The sequence below is a fragment of the Trichocoleus desertorum ATA4-8-CV12 genome (genome assembly GCA_019358975.1).
In the GTDB taxonomy this organism is placed as follows: Bacteria; Cyanobacteriota; Cyanobacteriia; order FACHB-46; family FACHB-46; genus Trichocoleus; species Trichocoleus desertorum_A.
Map to the genome: position 1 here is coordinate 155,529 of JAHHIL010000001.1, position 17,635 is coordinate 173,163.

The 17,635-nt window shown below is 47.5% G+C and carries 15 protein-coding genes; 6 read left to right on the forward strand and 9 right to left on the reverse strand.

Annotated features, from left to right (window positions below; translation table 11 throughout):
* The first annotated feature begins 172 nt into the window (after nucleotides 1–172).
* Complete coding sequence (locus tag KME12_00770; GenBank protein ID MBW4486299.1) at nucleotides 173–661, forward strand: hypothetical protein; 489 nt, start codon at nucleotides 173–175, stop codon at nucleotides 659–661.
* Nucleotides 662–714: 53 nt separating this feature from the next.
* On the opposite strand, the gene KME12_00775 is transcribed toward KME12_00770, so the two are convergent.
* Nucleotides 715–1,794 (reverse strand): tetratricopeptide repeat protein, encoded by a 1,080-nt coding sequence (locus KME12_00775; GenBank protein MBW4486300.1) that lies wholly within the window; start codon nucleotides 1,792–1,794, stop codon nucleotides 715–717.
* 12 nt (nucleotides 1,795–1,806) lie between these two features.
* Nucleotides 1,807–2,619 (reverse strand): 16S rRNA (uracil(1498)-N(3))-methyltransferase, encoded by an 813-nt coding sequence (locus tag KME12_00780; GenBank protein MBW4486301.1) that lies wholly within the window; start codon nucleotides 2,617–2,619, stop codon nucleotides 1,807–1,809.
* A 575-nt stretch (nucleotides 2,620–3,194) separates the two neighbouring features.
* Between KME12_00780 and KME12_00785 the strand changes: the two genes are divergently transcribed.
* Nucleotides 3,195–5,522, forward strand: a complete 2,328-nt coding sequence (locus KME12_00785) for a PAS domain S-box protein (protein ID MBW4486302.1) — start codon at nucleotides 3,195–3,197, stop codon at nucleotides 5,520–5,522.
* Between the two features lie 15 nt (nucleotides 5,523–5,537).
* Nucleotides 5,538–7,094 (forward strand): response regulator, encoded by a 1,557-nt coding sequence (locus tag KME12_00790; GenBank protein MBW4486303.1) that lies wholly within the window; start codon nucleotides 5,538–5,540, stop codon nucleotides 7,092–7,094.
* Between the two features lie 20 nt (nucleotides 7,095–7,114).
* Here the strand turns inward: KME12_00790 and KME12_00795 are convergent, their stop codons facing one another.
* The 4 genes from KME12_00795 to KME12_00810 form a co-directional block, all read right to left on the reverse strand.
* Nucleotides 7,115–7,516 carry a hypothetical protein gene (locus KME12_00795; protein ID MBW4486304.1) on the reverse strand — a complete coding sequence of 134 codons (402 nt, stop codon included), beginning with the start codon at nucleotides 7,514–7,516 and terminating at the stop codon, nucleotides 7,115–7,117.
* A 272-nt stretch (nucleotides 7,517–7,788) separates the two neighbouring features.
* Nucleotides 7,789–9,783 carry a sulfite reductase, ferredoxin dependent gene (sir, locus tag KME12_00800; protein MBW4486305.1) on the reverse strand — a complete coding sequence of 665 codons (1,995 nt, stop codon included), beginning with the start codon at nucleotides 9,781–9,783 and terminating at the stop codon, nucleotides 7,789–7,791.
* Nucleotides 9,784–10,585: 802 nt separating this feature from the next.
* Nucleotides 10,586–11,116 carry a porin family protein gene (locus KME12_00805; GenBank protein ID MBW4486306.1) on the reverse strand — a complete coding sequence of 177 codons (531 nt, stop codon included), beginning with the start codon at nucleotides 11,114–11,116 and terminating at the stop codon, nucleotides 10,586–10,588.
* Nucleotides 11,117–11,590: 474 nt separating this feature from the next.
* A complete protein-coding gene (locus tag KME12_00810) occupies nucleotides 11,591–12,574 on the reverse strand; it encodes a YegS/Rv2252/BmrU family lipid kinase (GenBank protein ID MBW4486307.1) in 984 nt (327 codons plus the stop codon).
* 166 nt (nucleotides 12,575–12,740) lie between these two features.
* Between KME12_00810 and KME12_00815 the strand changes: the two genes are divergently transcribed.
* Nucleotides 12,741–13,004 (forward strand): chlororespiratory reduction protein 7, encoded by a 264-nt coding sequence (locus KME12_00815; GenBank protein MBW4486308.1) that lies wholly within the window; start codon nucleotides 12,741–12,743, stop codon nucleotides 13,002–13,004.
* Between the two features lie 11 nt (nucleotides 13,005–13,015).
* Here the strand turns inward: KME12_00815 and KME12_00820 are convergent, their stop codons facing one another.
* Complete coding sequence (locus tag KME12_00820) at nucleotides 13,016–13,585, reverse strand: DUF2854 domain-containing protein (protein ID MBW4486309.1); 570 nt, start codon at nucleotides 13,583–13,585, stop codon at nucleotides 13,016–13,018.
* Nucleotides 13,586–13,911: 326 nt separating this feature from the next.
* On the opposite strand from KME12_00820, the gene KME12_00825 reads away from it, so the two are divergent.
* Together KME12_00825 and KME12_00830 are read left to right on the forward strand one after the other, a co-directional pair.
* Nucleotides 13,912–14,169 (forward strand): hypothetical protein, encoded by a 258-nt coding sequence (locus KME12_00825; protein ID MBW4486310.1) that lies wholly within the window; start codon nucleotides 13,912–13,914, stop codon nucleotides 14,167–14,169.
* A gap of 173 nt (nucleotides 14,170–14,342) precedes the next feature.
* A complete protein-coding gene (locus KME12_00830) occupies nucleotides 14,343–14,525 on the forward strand; it encodes a hypothetical protein (GenBank protein ID MBW4486311.1) in 183 nt (60 codons plus the stop codon).
* A gap of 123 nt (nucleotides 14,526–14,648) precedes the next feature.
* On the opposite strand, the gene KME12_00835 is transcribed toward KME12_00830, so the two are convergent.
* Both KME12_00835 and ppk1 read right to left on the reverse strand, forming a co-directional pair.
* Nucleotides 14,649–15,053 (reverse strand): response regulator transcription factor, encoded by a 405-nt coding sequence (locus KME12_00835; GenBank protein ID MBW4486312.1) that lies wholly within the window; start codon nucleotides 15,051–15,053, stop codon nucleotides 14,649–14,651.
* Between the two features lie 365 nt (nucleotides 15,054–15,418).
* Nucleotides 15,419–17,578, reverse strand: a complete 2,160-nt coding sequence (gene ppk1 / locus KME12_00840) for a polyphosphate kinase 1 (GenBank protein MBW4486313.1) — start codon at nucleotides 17,576–17,578, stop codon at nucleotides 15,419–15,421.
* Between the last annotated feature and the right edge of the window lie 57 nt (nucleotides 17,579–17,635).

Here is a 17,635-nt window from a genome sequence, read left to right on the forward strand (position 1 = left end):
GCTGTCAATAAACTTTTGTAAATTAATGTTGAGTAATCTTGTGTTTGTGAGTAGGAAAATTTCATAATTTTCTTAATTGAACTAGTTAGATCAAGTAGCTGGAAGTCTCGGCTAGCTTTAATCTTTCAGGCTTTCACTTAACTCATTAAGACCAACGCTAGGAGCGGGTATCATGTTCGGTTTTATTAAGAAACTAATTAATGGAATTTTGGCCTTTGTAACTGGCTTGTTTAGCAAGAAGTCAGCCGCCGACGCGCCCAGTGCTGTGCCACAGCCTAAGCGGAATTCAGGCTATTTCATGGAATTAGATGACTCTCCAGCCAACGGGCAAACTGCCAAGATTGAAGCTGCAAAAGCTGAGCCCGCGAAAGCCCAACCTGCCAAGATTGAGGCTGCCAAGGTAGAAGCTCCCAAAGCGCCAGAGCCCGCTGCTCAACCTGGAAAAGCTGAAGCCAGAAAGGCTGCTAGGGCTGAGGCTACGAAAAATGAGGCAACACCTGCTCCTGCTCAGCCCGCTCCTGCCCCTGTAACCAACAACCAGAACGGTCAAAAGTCTTCTGAACCCGCGATCGCGTTCTCTAGCTTTGGCGATCGCCGTCGTCCTGGTCCTAATATGAGTTCCTTCTTGGATATGGCTCGTCAAGTTAAAGTTCCTACCTAATGAGTAGGTTTGGAGGCTCTCCTCCTCTAACTGCCTGTTTTAACTTGTCTTTTCTAATTCGACTGTAAAAATACCAGAGCGCTATAGAGCTGAAAGGCAGGGTCCCAATGGGTCTCTGCTTTTCTTTCTATGTCGATTTGCGCTTTGATGCGGCTTAAGGGGGGAATATGATCTACTGTGGTTTCGGCAAAGCCCGTAAAATCTGACCAAACTTCTAAGTTGGGCAATTTTTGATTGAGGAAATCGATCAGGTGGTTCCAGTTGATCCGAGTGGTGGTTTGGGGAGTCACTTGCTCGGCGATCGCGGCGTCTTCTTGAAACAGGTAGTTGCTATCACAGAACCGTAAGATGGATTGGCGTCCGGGAATATGCAAGTCCCAAATATGGGCGTAATCTTGCGTTTGCTCTTTCCATTGCAACTTGCCCCAAGCTCCTTGATCAATCACATCTCCAAAAATAGGCAGGAGTCCTTCAACCCGCCGCGTCACTTCTGACCACTCGAAGGTCAAGGAACCCACCTGATCGAATTCGTTTTGACAAACGACGGTGATCTGGGGTGCAACTGATTGAAAGTGTAGGACGCGAAAGATCCGTAGTTTTTCAACTGCCGCTAAAGACACCCAGAAGGCGGGAATCTGAGCGCTCCCTAGCTCTTGGCCGTAGACTTGTAGTTCTCCAATTGGGCCAGTGCGGTACAGTTGCCAACTGCGGCTGGGGAGTTGCATCCGGGCCGTATAAGCATCTAGCTTCATGATGCGGGCAAAGTTTTGAGCTGCGACGTTTCTGGCTTCCCCGGTTACTGGAGCGAGCATCAAAAAGCCGAGTTCGGTGTTGGCAGGGTCAGTCGTTGCCTCGGCGATCGCTTGTTGCCGTTGGGCTTTCACAATCGCTTCCACCCGTTGCATGCCTTGTCGAGCTTGTGTTGCCACTTTAGGATGCAGTGAGTTGCGCAGGAGCTGGCGATAAACGGATTCAGCCGCGTCTAGTTTGCCAGAGACTTCATGTAGCCGTCCGATATATAACTGCACCCAAGGATTTTCTGGCATCCGTTGTCGCAGAGCCTTAAGTAATTGGGCGGCAGTGCGATAGTCCTTGCTGTCAAAGGCAGCCGCTACTTGTTCCAGCTCAGTCATAATTTCTTTAGTTCACCCTGGCAAATTGGTGGAGATGGGACTCGGATTGGCTTCAGTCACAGCAGCCATTAAAGAGAGTGCGACTAAGGGAGCGGTGACAGCCCTGAGAATGCGCTGCCCCAAAGACACAGGTTGATATCCTAGCGCGATCGCTTGCTCAACTTCCCTCTCTGTCCAGCCGCCTTCCGGTCCAGTCACAATTACCATTGAGGATAGCGCAGACAACCGTGGTTGCTGGTCGGTAAACCCAAAATCTCTCTGTAAGCAGTTCAATAGATGGGGCGCATCGTACCGAGTGACGCAAAAGTAGCCAATGGCTGGAGGTGTGTCTGGGGTGGTTGCTCGTAACTCTTGTAGTTGTGTCAGCAAGGAAACGGGTTCTAGGAGCGTAGGCACAACTTGTCGCTCAGACTGCTCCGCTGCTTCTTGGGCAATACGCCGCCAGCGTTCTAGTTTTTGGGGGCTAGGGTGGAGTAAGGTGCGATCGCTAATCACAGGAGCAATACAGCTAATGCCGAGTTCGGTGGCTTGCCGCACCACTTCATCAAATCCACTGCCTTTCGGTAAAGCTATGACTAGTGTGATTGCAGTAGATAACTCAGTATCAACGCTCAAAGTTTGAACAATCTGCGCTTGCAGAGCTTGGTCTTGGCTCTCTAATAGTTCAGCTAACCACCACTGGCCTTGACCATTCATCGCAATAAAGCGATCGCCACAACGGAGCCGCAAAACTCGGCTCAAATAATGCTGTTGCTCTGCGCTTAAGCTAATTTGCTCTCCATGTAGTTGAGTGGGCGCGATCGCCAATCGTTGCAACTCAGGCAAGTGATACTCCTAGGCCGACTTTTCTATCCTGTCTATCCTGACATTGAGTGTTCTGATTCATCTAGGGTTGGGTCTACCTTTTTCACAGGTCAAAGGCTTCTAGAGCCGCTCGATCTCAACAAACAAATACTTAAGCCTTTTTTTATCAAAGCTTTTGATTACAGTGAATCTACAGCAGGTTTTTACCTAATCAGATGAGCTAATGCGAACTCTAAAAGAAGCGATGTGGTTGATTTCTAAATGACTTCCGTACGATTACGGGTGTACCCAAAGGGTTGATCGAACAAAGTTTGAGATAGGATAGCAGCCCTTAAATTCCTACAGTTTAAACCCTGCGATTCAATTTTTTCGATAAAGAAAACTACTAAAAACCTTTTTTCTTTTGGGTGATCTTAGGCGTTGAGTCTTGCCCATTATCTATAGCAATCCTAAATGGATTGGAAACAGGGGGTGGGGGCGAAGTCCCCACACAAGGGTTTTACCCTTGCACCCCATTGAAGAATCAAAAAGGATTGCTATAGCAGACTAACTAATGCTTCAAAAACTAGATTTTTGAAATCAGAACAATAAATTTTATGTGGGAATTCTTTAGCAGTTTTTTATTTTCTGATCAATTTATTCCGCATGGGCACTGTTACCTGTGGCGACCGGGCTTAGTCTGGCTCCATGTAGTCTCAGATTTAGCGATCGCCCTAGCTTATTATTCAATTCCGATTTCGTTGGTCTACTTTATCCGGAAGCGGCGCGATGTTCCCTTCCCGTGGATATTTTTACTGTTTGGAGCCTTCATCATCGCTTGTGGAACGACACACATTTTGGAAGTTTGGACGCTTTGGCATCCAACTTACTGGGTATCTGGCACCGTTAAGGCGTTCACAGCCACCATATCTCTCTTCACCGCTCTAGAGTTGGGGCCATTAATCCCAAAAGTTCTGGCTTTACCGAGTCCTGCTCAGCTAGAAGCAACTAACCGAGAATTAGAGCAGCAGATTCTAGAACGTCAGCAAGCCGAGGCAGTTCTAGCTAGGCAGGCAGCGATGCTCCAGAAGCAAGCTCAATTACTGGATCTAGCACATGACACCATCTTGGTGAGAGCGTGGAATGGTGCTATCACCTTCTGGAACCAGGGCGCAGAAGAAATGTATGGGTGGTCAAAAGCAGAAGCTTTATCTTGTGGTTCACACACTTTGTTAAAAACAGAGTTTCCTCAACCGCTAGCGGAGATTGAAGCTCAGTTGCTACGGGAGAATCGTTGGGAAGGGGAACTGTGCCATACCAAAAAAGATGGCAGTCAGTTAGTTGTGGCGAGTCGTTGGGCTTTGCAAAGAGATGAAAATGGCAATCCTGTTGCTGTTCTAGAAATCAATAACGATATTACCGATCGCAAGCAAGCTGAGTTAGCGCTTCAAGCCGCTCATAACGAGCTAGAAATTCGGGTAACCGAAAGAACCACAGCCCTAGCTCAGGCCAACAAAGAACTGCGACTAGAAATCGTAGAACGACAACGGATAGAGGCAACCTTGCGAGATAGTGAGCAGCGGTTTCGGGCAACTTTTGAACAAGCTGCGGTCGGGATTGCCCATGTTGGCTTGGAGGGACAATGGCTGCGTGTGAATCAAAAGCTTTGCGATACTGTCGGCTACACCCGCTCGGAGCTACTTGACCTCACCTTTCAAGACATCACTGTTCCTGATGATTTGGCTGCTGACTTAGCTTGTGTTCACCAAGTTTTAGCGGGCACCCTACAGACTTTTTCGATGGAGAAACGGTACGTCCGCAAAGATGGATCTACGATTTGGGTCAATTTAACTGTTTCGCTAGTGCGGGAAGCGACTAAGCCCAAATATTTTATTTCTGTGATTGAAGATATTTCCGAGCGCCGACAGGCTGAAGCACAACTGCAAAATTCTCTGAAAGAACTGTCGGATATTAAGTTTGCTCTCGATCAATCAGCAATCGTTGTGACTACTGATCGGCAGGGCATTATTACTTATATCAACGACAAGTTTTGTGAGCTTTCCCAATATACCAGAGAGGAATTACTGGGAAAGAACCATCGCCTGATTAACTCCGGTTATCATGACCCAACTTTCTTTCAGGATCTCTGGTCAGTGATTTCTAAGGGCAAGGTTTGGAAGGGAGAGATTAAGAACCGCGCTAAAGATGGTAGCGACTACTGGGTTGACACCACAATTGTGCCTTTTCTGAACGAGCAAGGCCAACCGTTTCAATATCTTGCTATTCGCTTTGACACCACCAATCGCAAGCAAATTGAAGAGCGCATGAGAACTTCACTTCAGGAAAAAGAAGTTCTACTTAAAGAAGTTCATCATCGAGTTAAAAACAATCTGCAAATTATTTCTAGCCTGTTGAACCTACAATGCCAAAACCTAGAAGATGACGAAGTGCTAGCTGTATTTAGAGAGAGCCAAAACCGAATTGAATCAATGGCGTTAATTCATGAAAAGCTCTATCAATCTGAAGATATGGCTCGGATTAATGCCCCAGATTACATCTGTGACCTGGTGTCAAATTTGTTTTATACCTATGAAATTAATGCGGATGCGATCGCCTTAAAAATTGATGTAGATGAGGTTTGGTTGGGCCTAGATACCGCTATTCCCTGCGGTCTCATCATTAACGAGCTGGTGTCAAATGCCCTCAAGCACGCATTTCCGGATGGACGAACAGGAGAAGTTTGTATTCATTTTGGTGTCCGAGATGCGCATCACTTCATGCTTGCTGTTAGCGATACCGGGGTTGGTTTGTCCAAAGACTTAGATTACCAAAATACCGATTCTTTGGGTTTGCAATTAGTGAATGCCCTGACTCATCAAATTGAGGGAGCAATCCAGATCAATGAGGGTGATGGTGTCGAATTTGAAATTGTATTTCCTAACTAAAAGTTATCTGGGACAATGACAACTGTAAACATAATGGTGGTTGAGGATGAAAGCATTGTCGCCAAGGACTTGCAAAACAGACTGAAGAAGTTTGGGTATGCAGTGCCTGTGGTTGCTGCCTCTGGTGAAGAAGCCATTTTAAGGGCATCTGAGAATCACTTAGATTTGGTCTTAATGGATATTCGCCTCAAAGGTGCGATCGACGGAATTGAAGCAGCCAGACAAATTCACCACCGCTTTCAGCTGCCAATTATTTATTTAACCGCTTATGCGGATGACGACACCTTAGCTCGTGCTAAGCAAACTCAACCGTTTGGCTATATATTAAAACCCTTTAAAGAACGAGAACTGAATACAACGATCGAAATTACTTTAGCGAGGCATCGGCTAGAGAAGCAGTTGCAAGAACGAGAGCAGTGGCTGTCAACTGTTTTGAGAAGTATCGCGGATGCCGTGATTACGATTGATACGACAGGGTTGATTACGTTCATGAACCCTGTAGCGGAGAGTCTAACGGGATGGAAGCAAGCACAAGCTCTTGGAAAGCCTGCGATCGCTGTTTTCCAGACCGAGGACGAGGCCACCCAGAGAGTCTTCCAGCAACCCATCAGCAGCCTCTTGGAGGACAGTATTGGCCCAAAAACTGCTGTAGAAACTAGCCTTAAGTGCAGCGAAGACCAAAGTATTCCCATTGAGTACAGTTTGACGCCGTTGCAAAATGACCAAAACCTGATGATGGGTGCTGTTTTAGTCTTCCGCGATCTCACCGAGCAGATCAAAGCCAAGGAAGCGATTCGCCAGCAGGCTGAACAAGCTCGACTCCTAGCAGAACTGCAAAAACTGAATCACCTCAAAGATGACTTTTTGAGCACAGTGTCCCATGAGCTACGGACACCGATGTCGAACATGAAAATGGCGCTGCAAATGCTGACGATCGCCACTAATGCTGAACGCCAACAGCGTTATCTGGAAATTCTAAAGGCAGAATGTGCCCGTGAAATTGACCTCATCAACGACCTACTAGATCTACAGCGCTTAGAAGCATCGGCTTATCCTACCTTTCTGGTGGAGGCGATCAACCTGCAAGATTGGTTCTCTAGCCTAATTGAGCCTTTCCGCTCCCGCCTGCAAGAACATCAGCAGGTGCTCAACATTGATCTGCCAGAAAACTCCCCGCCCTTAATTACCGATCGCTCTAGCTTGGAGCGCATGTTAGGCGAACTGCTGAATAACGCTTGCAAATATACTCCAGCAGGCGGTGAGATTATTCTGAAGGTAGAGCAAGTGACCAGTCCCTCACCGATCTCCCCGGTAGTCCCCTTTACCCGCCTGATTATCCAAAACCAAGCAGAAATTCCGCCGACAGAAATCCTGCGAATTTTCGACAAATTTTATCGAGTCCCCCATGCTGACCCCTGGAAGCAAGGAGGGACTGGTTTAGGACTAGCCTTGGTCAAGCGCCTAGTAGAACAACTGCAAGGTACCATTCAGGTCGAGAGCAGTCACGGTTGGACGGTCTTTACGATTCATCTGCCACCGTTGAACGTCGTGACGCTGCAAAGAGCAGGCTGAAGCTAAGGCTATCAGTTGGTTTAGGAGACCCTGACTTGGGAGGTGTCTACTGCTTTGGTGCCATCCACCTTCGCCGCCATCCCTGTGATGTATTGCAGGATTTCCGAGCTAGGCACAGAGCCTCTAAAGATGATGGTGCTACCGTTTTGGTCAATTTCTAAGCTTTCAATTTCACTGATTTGGGGATCACGGTCAAAGGCGATCGCTACTCGCTTCGTCAAACCTACTGGGTCATATTCACCCTCAAGCCCCATATTCTCCGGAGCCGGAGGCGGTTGATGCATGCCCGCTTTCTCTCGGAGTTCCAAGTCATACTCACCTGTGAGTCCAGGGGTCATCCCCCCTTCGTCTGGGTGCTTCTGAGTCTCCGACTGGAATTTTTTACTACACTCCTGCCCAAAGTGCCGTTCTAGCCAAGTCATAATTCCACCCCTTAGGATAGATAGTTTCTTGTATCCTCCATTACAGACTACTTGACCCCGCTGTGGCATCTCCCATGAGGAAGGATGAAGGATGAAAAGGGGAGAAGCCAGAAGCCGAGTGCCAAAACTTGATATAGCCAAAAACCCGAAACCCCCACAGTCAGACTCGTTTGGAGGGAGCCTGAGGGACGCAACCGTCTCTCAGCGGGGGTTTGGGGGCGAGTGCCCCCAAGGATCGGATTTCTGAGCTGTAACTATAGCTTCTAGTTAAACTATGGCTTTTGGTTAGCTTCTACATAAGCTGCGATCGCCTCAGTAGCCAGTTGAGATACCTTCTTACCTTGCTGGGCAGCCATCGCTTGCAGACTAGCATAAAGGTCTTCTCGTACTGTGATGCGGCGACGGACTTTACCAAGCCCATCGGTCTCGCTCACACTAGCGATCGCTTCATCATTGGCAGTGTTAACCGTGGCGGCGTAGCTGCTAACCAGCTCAGGCGGGTCAGATTGGTAAGCGACAGAAAACTGCCGAATGGCCTCTAGGCCAACGCGATCGCAGAAATCTCCAAAACTCTCTCCGGCTGTGCGAGATTGCTTGAAGTAGACAAAAATTGGTTCTAGGCCAATTTCTAAATCGTTAATGTGGAGCTTCTCCACATAAGGCTGAGATAAGCGAGTTTGGTTAGGAGAAGCACCCAGCCAAACTTGATAATGCTCTGGAGCACTGCCTACGAAGCCCAATTCTGCTAAGTATGGACGGGCGCAACCGTTGGGGCAACCTGTCATTCGAATAATAAAGTGCTCTTGTTCCAGACCCACTTTATCTAGCAGAGCGCGAATCCGTTCCAGAATCTCTGGCATAATTCGCTCCGACTCAGTCACCGCCAAGCCACAAGTAGGCAAAGCGGGACAGGCCATCGAATAGCGCACGAGAGAATCAATTTTGTCAGGATCAGCCTGAATGCCACAGCGATCGAATATGGCTTGAATGGCAGCGCGATCGCCTGGATTGATGTCGTACAGAATGGCATCTTGGCTACCTGTCAACAGCATGGGCAGATTGAACTGCTTGACAATTTCCCGCAACGCCGTTTTGAGCTGGAAGGCACCCTCGTCCTTCACCCGACCATTCTCGATCGGAATGCCAACAAACAGCTTGCCATCTCCTTGTTCTTGCCAGCCCAGAAAATCTAAGTACTTAAACTCAGGCAACGGCTTGAAGGGTTGCAGCGGTTTGCCAAAGTACTGCTCGACCTCAGTGCGAAACTTGTCCACACCCCACTCTTCCATCAAGTACTTCAGGCGGGAGTGACGGCGATCGCTGCGGTTGCCATTGTCTCGCTGAGTGGCCACGATCGCTTTCACTGCGTCGTAGATATCCGCTTTATCCACATAGCCTAAAGGATCAGCAATCCGAGGGAAAGTGTCTTCCTTACCGTGAGTCCGACCTAAACCACCCCCCGCTAAAATATTGAACCCTTCTAGCTCATTTTGCTCGTTGGTAATGACGACCAAGCTTAAATCTTGGGAGTACAGGTCAATCGAGTTGTCACCGGGGATCGTCACCGCAATCTTAAATTTGCGGGGCATGTAGTAAGTGCCGTAAATCGGCTCCTCACCTTCATGAAAAATAGTGCCATTGCCGTTGCTTTGGCGTGCGGCTTTGACCTCTGGACGCTCTTCCGCACTAACAAACTTTTCGCCATCCAACCAAATTTCGTAATAAGCGCCTGTTTGGGGAGTTAGTAAGTCGGCAATGCTATTGGCGTATTCATGGGCGTAGAGATACTCAGGCCGATTCTTGTACGGCGCAGGCGGTGCCATCACATTACGGTTCAGATCCCCACAAGCTCCTAAAGTGGAACCCATGCTTTTGATGATTTCCGCGATCGCCACTCGCAAATTCTTCTTCAGAATGCCGTGAATTTGAAACCCTTGCCGAGTCGTGGCTCGGAGCGTGCCATTGCCATAGGTTTCTGACAATTGATCTAAAGTCAGGTACAGCTGCGGTGGAATAAAGCCACCCGGACTCCGAGTTCGCAGCATGAACTGGTAGTCTTTCTCCTGCCCCTTGACCCGGTTGTCCCGATTGTCCTGCTGATAGGAACCATGAAACTTGAGAATTTGAATCGCGTCTTCTGTAAAGCTGTTGGTATCCAGTAGCAATTCACTTGCAACAGGCTCACGTAAAAATTGGCTACGTTCCTTAAGACCTTCTACCTTAGAAGGTTTGCGAACCACGGGAGTTGGAGTCGGAGTTTTAACCATCGGAGTTGCGGTACGAGTTGAAAATAGTCAGAAGCTTAGAGTACAACCGAGTGTTGTAGTCTAAAGTCAGGGTTGAACCGTAAAACTTTTGCTGTAAAGCTTTTGAGGGGCTCAGAGCCTCAGTAGTTCGAAGCTTATCGATTCCCGGTAACCCGCCCGGAATTACGGTGAATCTATATATTTTATCACTGCATTTGTCGGGTCAAGGTGCTTGTCAGGGATTTTGCATGAAATTCCAACCCCACTGCGGGACTAGGCAGCGTTAAGTCAAGCACATGCTATTTAATGCTAGCTGATTTGGCTGGTTAAATCGTGACGGCTGAGTTGAGTTGATAATATCGCTTAAAAATTGCTCTGTAAACTCGGAGAAAGCTAAGGGAGAACACCGATCATTTCAAGCAAACTCAGCCTTAGATCAAGAATTAATCAAGAGTTGATCCTGATTTTTTAAGCGAATCTCAAAAAGTATTTCCTCAGCCACAACTGGAAATCATACTTGGATTAATAGTTGAGTTGGTTATTGGGAATTAGGTGATTAAATTCCTAAAAACTTGATTGAATCGGTCGGCATTGGATCAGTTGACTGCATTTTATCCATTAATGGAAAAAGCAACTAAAAAAGCTCCTAGCTGTAGGGCCAGGAGCTGAGTGAAACCAAGTTGAATTACTATTCAGTCTTGCTTAGTTGCTGTAGAGTTGATGAAAGATTTCATGCAGACTCATGGTTGAAAACTAGCAGATGAATGCCTACAACTCAGCACAGTAGTTGGAGTGATTTTGGCATCAAGTTTCTCAGGTGAACTTAGAAGCGTAGGCCAGCACCAGCGCTGAAGGTTAGAGAATCAGCAGGGCCATTTTGATAAGCATTGAGGCCCCACTTGGTGTTGCCATAAACCACAACATCTTTGGTGACTTTAGATTCAACCCCGGCGGTCAATACAACTGCATCATCGTTACCCATTGGGGTGGGTTGGCCGTTTGCTTCCACAAAGGAGTAGCCAACACCGCCGTAAACTTGGGTGTTTTTAGTGATTCCTTGGTCATAAGTGATCATAGGAATGATGGCGCTAGTGTCGTCGCTGTAAACAACTGAACCGCGCAGAGAAACGGGAGCTTTGCGGAGGCCGAAGCGACCATCAATTGTGCCACCAAAGGTTGCAGCATCGTTATTTTGACCACCGTTGGTGACACCCGCAGCCACACCTGCACCTACATAGCTATCGCTAAATCCTTTTCTAGGTTGAGCAGAAGCGGAGCCAGCGGAGAGGAGAGGAGCGATCGCAATTACAGACAAAGCAGAAAAAGCAGCAATGGATTTCAGAGAGAGGTTCATCTTGGTTCCCTCAAAGGGTAAGTTTGATTTAATGTTTGCGTTCCTGAATTTATAGTCGAAGGACTTGCTTGAAAGGTTCCAGAAAAATCTAATTTGATTGAAAGTTTTTTGGAATTAGCAGCTTGCCCACTTCAACTACCTAAAAGGAATGATCACTCCAAAAATTGTTCCCTTAAAAAGCTAAAAACCATTACCTATTAACTCTAGATAATGGTTTGCTTCGTTTGAATGGGTGCTTTTGATCTAGTTCATGGAATTAATTACGGTGTGCTTCAATAGCCGCTTTTTAAACTGTCACAGAAAGCTGGGGCTATTTAATCAATTGAATGAGGTTTGGGGTTGTTTAACTAAGAAACACTGCCCAAAACACATAATATCCCAGCTAAAAAACTGAATTCCGGAAATTTTCGGAACGTAGATTAATTGGAGTGAATAAAACTAGAAAAGTTTGGTGTAATTACCGAACTAAATTAGTTATTCATCATGCTGCGGCTCAGCTTGAGGCTTAGAAACTACCACTAAGTTGGGCAAACCTTCCAACTTTTCTTCTAGAGGCGCTTCAGTGTTAGCAGGCGCAAAGATAGTTAGTCCTTGGGATACACACTCTACTTCGATGGGAGTTGTGCCAATTAGTTCCCCATCTAAAACTACCTTCTGGGGTGGCTCAGTTGACACTTTGAGGCGTTTCGCTCGCAGATAGCCAATGTCGTCTCGCTCTGTAGCGTTGCCTGTCAAAGCTGACTGGAGCAGGTGATAAGAAGCGGCGATCGCCCCTGCTACGTTACGTGGAGCCACTACGGTTAAATCGAGCAGACCATCATCAAAAATGACCCCTGCTGGTCCTTGCGCCAAGATCGAGGTTGCTGGGGCAGCATTGGCGATCGTAATGGCTGAGGCTGAGACTTGAATGATGTGTTCATCAGTTTCAATTTCTGCCTCAAACGAGGGCAGATGCCCCAGTTGTTTGACTCCTGCCAAGATATAGGCCAGCATGCCCAAGCGATTTTTAGCAGCTCGGTCTGCTTGTTCAACCGTCTCAGCTTCAAAGCCGATCCCTGCTAGCAAGAGCATGGGTTTGCCGTTACAGTAAGCCGCATCCACCTTTTTGGTTTTTCCTGCCAAGATAGTGGCGCAAGCAGCTTCGATACTGTCAGGAATGCCGAGGGCATTGGCAAAAGCGTTGGCGGTGCCGCGTGAAATCACACCTAGAGGAATATCAGTGCCTACTAGAGCTGCTGCGGTTGCCGACAAAGTACCATCACCTCCAGAGGCAATCACGGCTTCAACTCCTCGTTGCACCGCGTTGTAGGCCAGTTGATCCGCATCAACGATTTTGGTTGTTGAGAGGATCTCTAAGTTCATCTCTGGCTCCAATAAAGCCCGGATCTGGGCTAAGTCTTGCTCTGGATCACTTTGACCAGCAATGGGATTGAAAATGAGACAAGCAGAGCGAATCATAGCGGTGAAGATGATGGTCGAGAAGGAAAGGTTGCAAATGCCTCTACTCCAAGTCTTAAAGCTAGACAGCTAAACGGCATCCTTCTTTCGATGCGTTGTTACGATAACAGTATTAGTACGATATTTATTGCGATCGCTAACCAGCTAAACCTCTGATACCAAGCTTATGCCCGACCCTCTGATGTATAGACAAGACCATTTTGTGGTTCTAGAAGCCAATCAACCAGAACAGTTTCTGACGGCGGCTGAGTTGCTCAGCAAACTAGAGACCGTTTTGGAGCAACGGCAAGACGATCTGCCTCAAGATTTGCAGAAACTTAGTTCTATCTCCGCCCAGGCCCAATATCTGCTAGATACTTCCTGCGAGCTAGATATGGAGCCTGGTAATTTTTTGCAGTGGTACGCTGTTAGGTTAGAAAAAGAAAAATAGAGTTGTAGGGTTTAGCTGGTCGCAGGAGTTGCAGCGACAGAAGCCGTAATCAGCGCCACTTCAATTTGTCGCTCTGCGGGCTGGGTGAGTTGTACGCGAATGCCAGGACCAAAAAAACTCTCTATTTTGGCTTGCTTCTGTTGCCAAGTTTCTAGAGAAATCAGCGGCGAATTGAACTCCAAAATTAAGGCATAAGCATCATTGATTTTGCTCTCACGCACCCCAATTAGCTCTGGGCGTTCCTCATTGGTAGGGCTAAGACCTAAGTGGCTCAGAGAACTGTCTAAGTGAGCCGATTGACCGTACCGATAGCGGGTTACATCTTTACGGATCTGATTTTGGGTTGTAGTTGCTTGCTGATCTCGTAGCTCCACGATCTCTGGCGGCGTGGGTTGGGTAAACGGAACGGGTGTGAGTTCTGAAGCTTTCAGCGCCAACCCTCCTAGAAGCAGCGGAATGCCATAAAAGAACCCTACAAGATTTAAGGTAGCGTTGCTAGAGAAGTAAGCTACAAAACCGATCACGGTTAGAGCCCCACCTACTGCCAATCCCAGCGTTCCTAGAGAAGTTTGACGTAACATATTTGTTATTGAGACGAATTAATCTGTGTGCAAAGTTAACCCTTATATCATTACCTTTACAGGAAGTTTGGTGGACTTAAGCCTGAATATTTTTTCTCTAGACTCGATCGCTGCTTTGCCAAACGTGCGGCTGGAGGATTGTGGTTAGCAAGGTGAGCGTTGTTGAATAGCAGGATATGCTGGGGATGTTGAGGCGCGATCGCCTACTTCATCTGGGGGTCTTCTGGGGTGGCTTATCCCTCTAGATAAAATGAGTGCCACTTTCGCCCAAGGTTAGTACTCTTGCACCCCGCAAATAAAAACTGACAGACTAGTAGGTCCGAGCCATGATCAAAGACGAAAAGCAGCCACCCGCGACCAAAAGCAAGTTATTAGAACAAATTGATTCGCTCAAACGGGAAGACGAAACCCTCTACAATATCTTGGCCGTGGATGTTTGGGCTCTGGCTAAAACGATGGATGAGTTCCAACCAGGGTTTTGGGCAGCTTTCATGAAAAACCGTGAGAAGGCACTCAAGCGCTTTATTACTGAAGTGATGCGGGCTAAGACTGCTGACAGCAAGCGTCCACCGTTTCTGCGCTAGTCTGTCTGGAGGGTGAGGTATCTCTACTCTCCTAATGTTATCAATTCAAGATATATAAGATCTGAGGCTTGCAGTGCCTAACTTGGGCCGATTATAAACACAGATTTGAGCCTTAAACTTAGGCTGAATATGGTTTATCTTACTCAATAGAAGTAAATATAAAGATACAAAAGATGAACGCTGAAACGATTAAAGAACGCATCACCCTGATCCGAAGCAAGCGCGAGACCTTATTGAGATTGCTAGAGCAGCCTGATTTAGGCACTCTGAGAATTGATGTCAATCAGGCTTTAGAAGAAATGGATGACTTGATTGACGAATTTCAGCGGACCTTTCCAGAAGCAGGAAATCTCTAGACACTGACTAGAGGCTGAATTCTAGATCTAAATTTCTAAATTGCTGAGATACCTTTTGCCTGGAACTAGTTACCTTCCAGGCAAGCAGGGTAGGTGGTCAGTGCTGAGAAAAGCTAGGTATAGTTAAGCACTGGCATTCTTGGCGGCTTGCCCTAGCTCTTTGACTAAAGCCACAAGCTCGTTGGTAGCCACGTCTTTCTTACAAAAAGCATCAATATTTGCCGTCTGAATCATGACCTCTGTTTGAGGATCGTCCACAGAGGAGTAAGCAATAATCCGGATATTAGGGGCGAAACTTTTAATCTGGGTGGATGCGCTTAAACCATCCAAAACTGGCATCTGTAAATCAATAATGATCACATCAGGATGCTGACGCTTAACTAGCTCGACTGCTTCCTGACCATTACTTGCTAGACCCACTAGTTCAATATTGGATTGATTCTGTAGGGCAAGCTTGAGGCTGAGTCGAGTCAACTCATGATCATCGACAACAAGAACACGGAGGGCAGAGCGCATACAAGATAACATGACCACTCAGTCAAGTAAGAGACATCTGGTTTGACAATTTTAGTCTAGTAGTATGGGCTACTGAAATCCCTCTACCATTGGGGCGAATCGGCAGAATGAATAGTCATACTCCTACACAATCCCTCCGTAATTCCAAGAACTACGGCTGCTTAAGTAAAGTTTGATACATCAACGTTTCGCCTTTGATTGTCGATTTTTGGCTAAAATTGGGCGATCGCACAGCCCTTTTCACCCGAAAAATTCTAACCCTTAGGCACTAAAACTTGGTTAAACACCGCAATGCCCCACAACGCTTTGGAGCAGTGATGTTTAACTAAGCTGTTCTCATTATTTCAGATTGAGTCCCTCAAGCGAGCGATCGCCGCTTAAATTGTTGAGCTGGCTGCCATTTCCATGAGGATTTTCTGCGAACTCAGCTCTGGGCATTCGGCAGCGGGACGACGTTGAATATAGCGACCATTCGGCTGTAGTTCCCAGGCGTGGCGATTGTCGGAGAGCATGATCCCCAAAATTTCTTGTAAATCTTTTTTCAGGTCTGCGTCTTCGATGGGGACAATGGCTTCTACTCGGCGGTCTAAGTTGCGTGGCATCCAATCTGCGCTGCCAATAAACACTTCATCGTCGCCTCGGTTGTGGAAGTAAAAGATGCGGGAGTGCTCCAGAAAACGGCCCACAATACTGACCACCCGAATATTGTCACTGATGCCTTTAATACCAGGGCGCAGACAACAGATACCTCGAATAATTAAGTCAATCTGGACGCCTGCTTGAGAGGCTTCATATAAAGCGACGATAATTCGCTTATCTACCAAAGCATTCATCTTGGCGACAATGCGGCTGGGAAGGCCATTTTTGCAGTTTTCTATCTCCCGGTAGATCAAGCTCAACATGCGATCGCGCAAGTTTACTGGAGCGACTATCAACTTGCGATAGGAGTGCTGGCGGGAATAACCCGTTAAGTAGTTGAACAGATCGGTTAAATCTGCTCCTAACTCATCGCGACAGCTCAATAAGCCAATATCGGTGTAAATCCGTGCTGTTTTGGGATTGTAGTTTCCGGTGCCAATGTGGACGTAGCGGCGAATGCGGTTCTCTTCGCGTCGCACCACTAGAGCAATTTTGGTATGAGTTTTCAGCCCTACCAGGCCATAGACCACATGTACACCCACTTTTTCCAGCTTACGGGCCCAGTTGATGTTGTTTTCTTCATCAAAGCGAGCTTTCAGTTCCACTAAGACGGCTACCTGTTTGCCATTCTCGGCAGCAGCAATGAGGGCATTGAGGATAGGCGAATCTCCAGAGGTGCGGTAGAGCGTCATTTTGATTGCTAGCACATCTGGGTCGTGGGCGGCCTGCATGATGAAGCGTTGTACGGTCCCAGAAAATGACTGATAGGGGTGATGCACCATCAAGTCTTGTTTACGAATCACAGAGAAAAAGTCTTCTGCGTCCTCACCTTCTGCATTACTGCGATCGCTTCCGGGTGGGCTGAGCCGCCGCAACCGGGCGGGGACAATGGGAGCCCAAGGCGCATCTTTGAGATCTGGCCGTGGCAAGGCTAAAAAGGACATCAGATCGCTCAGCCCTAGCATGCCTTCCACTTCATAGAGATCACTTTCCTCTAGCGACATCTCTTGAATCAACATTTCCCGTACTGCGGGTGGGGTAGACGATTGAATCTCTAAACGCACCACCGAACCGCCAAACCGCCGCTTCCGTAATTCCTGCTCGATCGCGAGCATCAAATCATCGGCTTCATCTTCTTCCAGTTCGAGGTCTGCATTACGGGTGATCCGGAAGGGATAGTATTCTTGAATGTTCATGCCTGGAAACAAAGACTCCAGGTTATGGGCGACTACTTGTTCTAGCGGCACCCCCGTCCAAACTCCTCCTTGGCCCTTATGCTGTAGCTGTAAGTTTTCCGGTAACTGCAAGAAGCGGGGCAGCACTTTAGGAACCTTGACGCGGGCGAAAAATTCTTCCTCTGTCTCTGGATCTTGAATCACCACTGCCAAGTTGAGGCTGAGATTGGAAATGTAGGGGAAGGGATGGCTAGGATCGACGGCCAGAGGCGTGAGAACCGGAAAGATCTGCTCTTCAAAGTAGCGCTGCAAATAAATCCGCTGCTCTTGGTTTAAGTCCATGTAGTCGAGCAGATAAATGCCTTGGTTGGCGAGTTGAGGGCGTAGGGCTTGCTCAAAGTGTCGATGCTGCTTGATTACCATTGGGCGGAGGCGATCGCAGATGGCATCAAGTTGCTCTTGGGGCTTACGGCCATCTGAGGTGAGCTGGCTGACCTTTGCTTCTACTTGCTGCTTTAGCGCTGACACCCGCACCATAAAATACTCATCCAAGTTCGAGCTAAAAATAGCCATAAACTTGCAGCGCTCTATCAGAGGAGTGCGGGGGTCAAAGGCTTCATGCAAGACCCGGTTATTAAATTCCAGCCAGCTCATCTCGCGACTGAAATAGTACTGGGAGTCAATTAGGCTTGGCTCAGCAATGATCTTTTTAGTTTTCGGCATGGTTCTGAGGCAATCTCGGCAGCGTTAACTGGACAGCAAGAGTAGCAGCGTCACAAG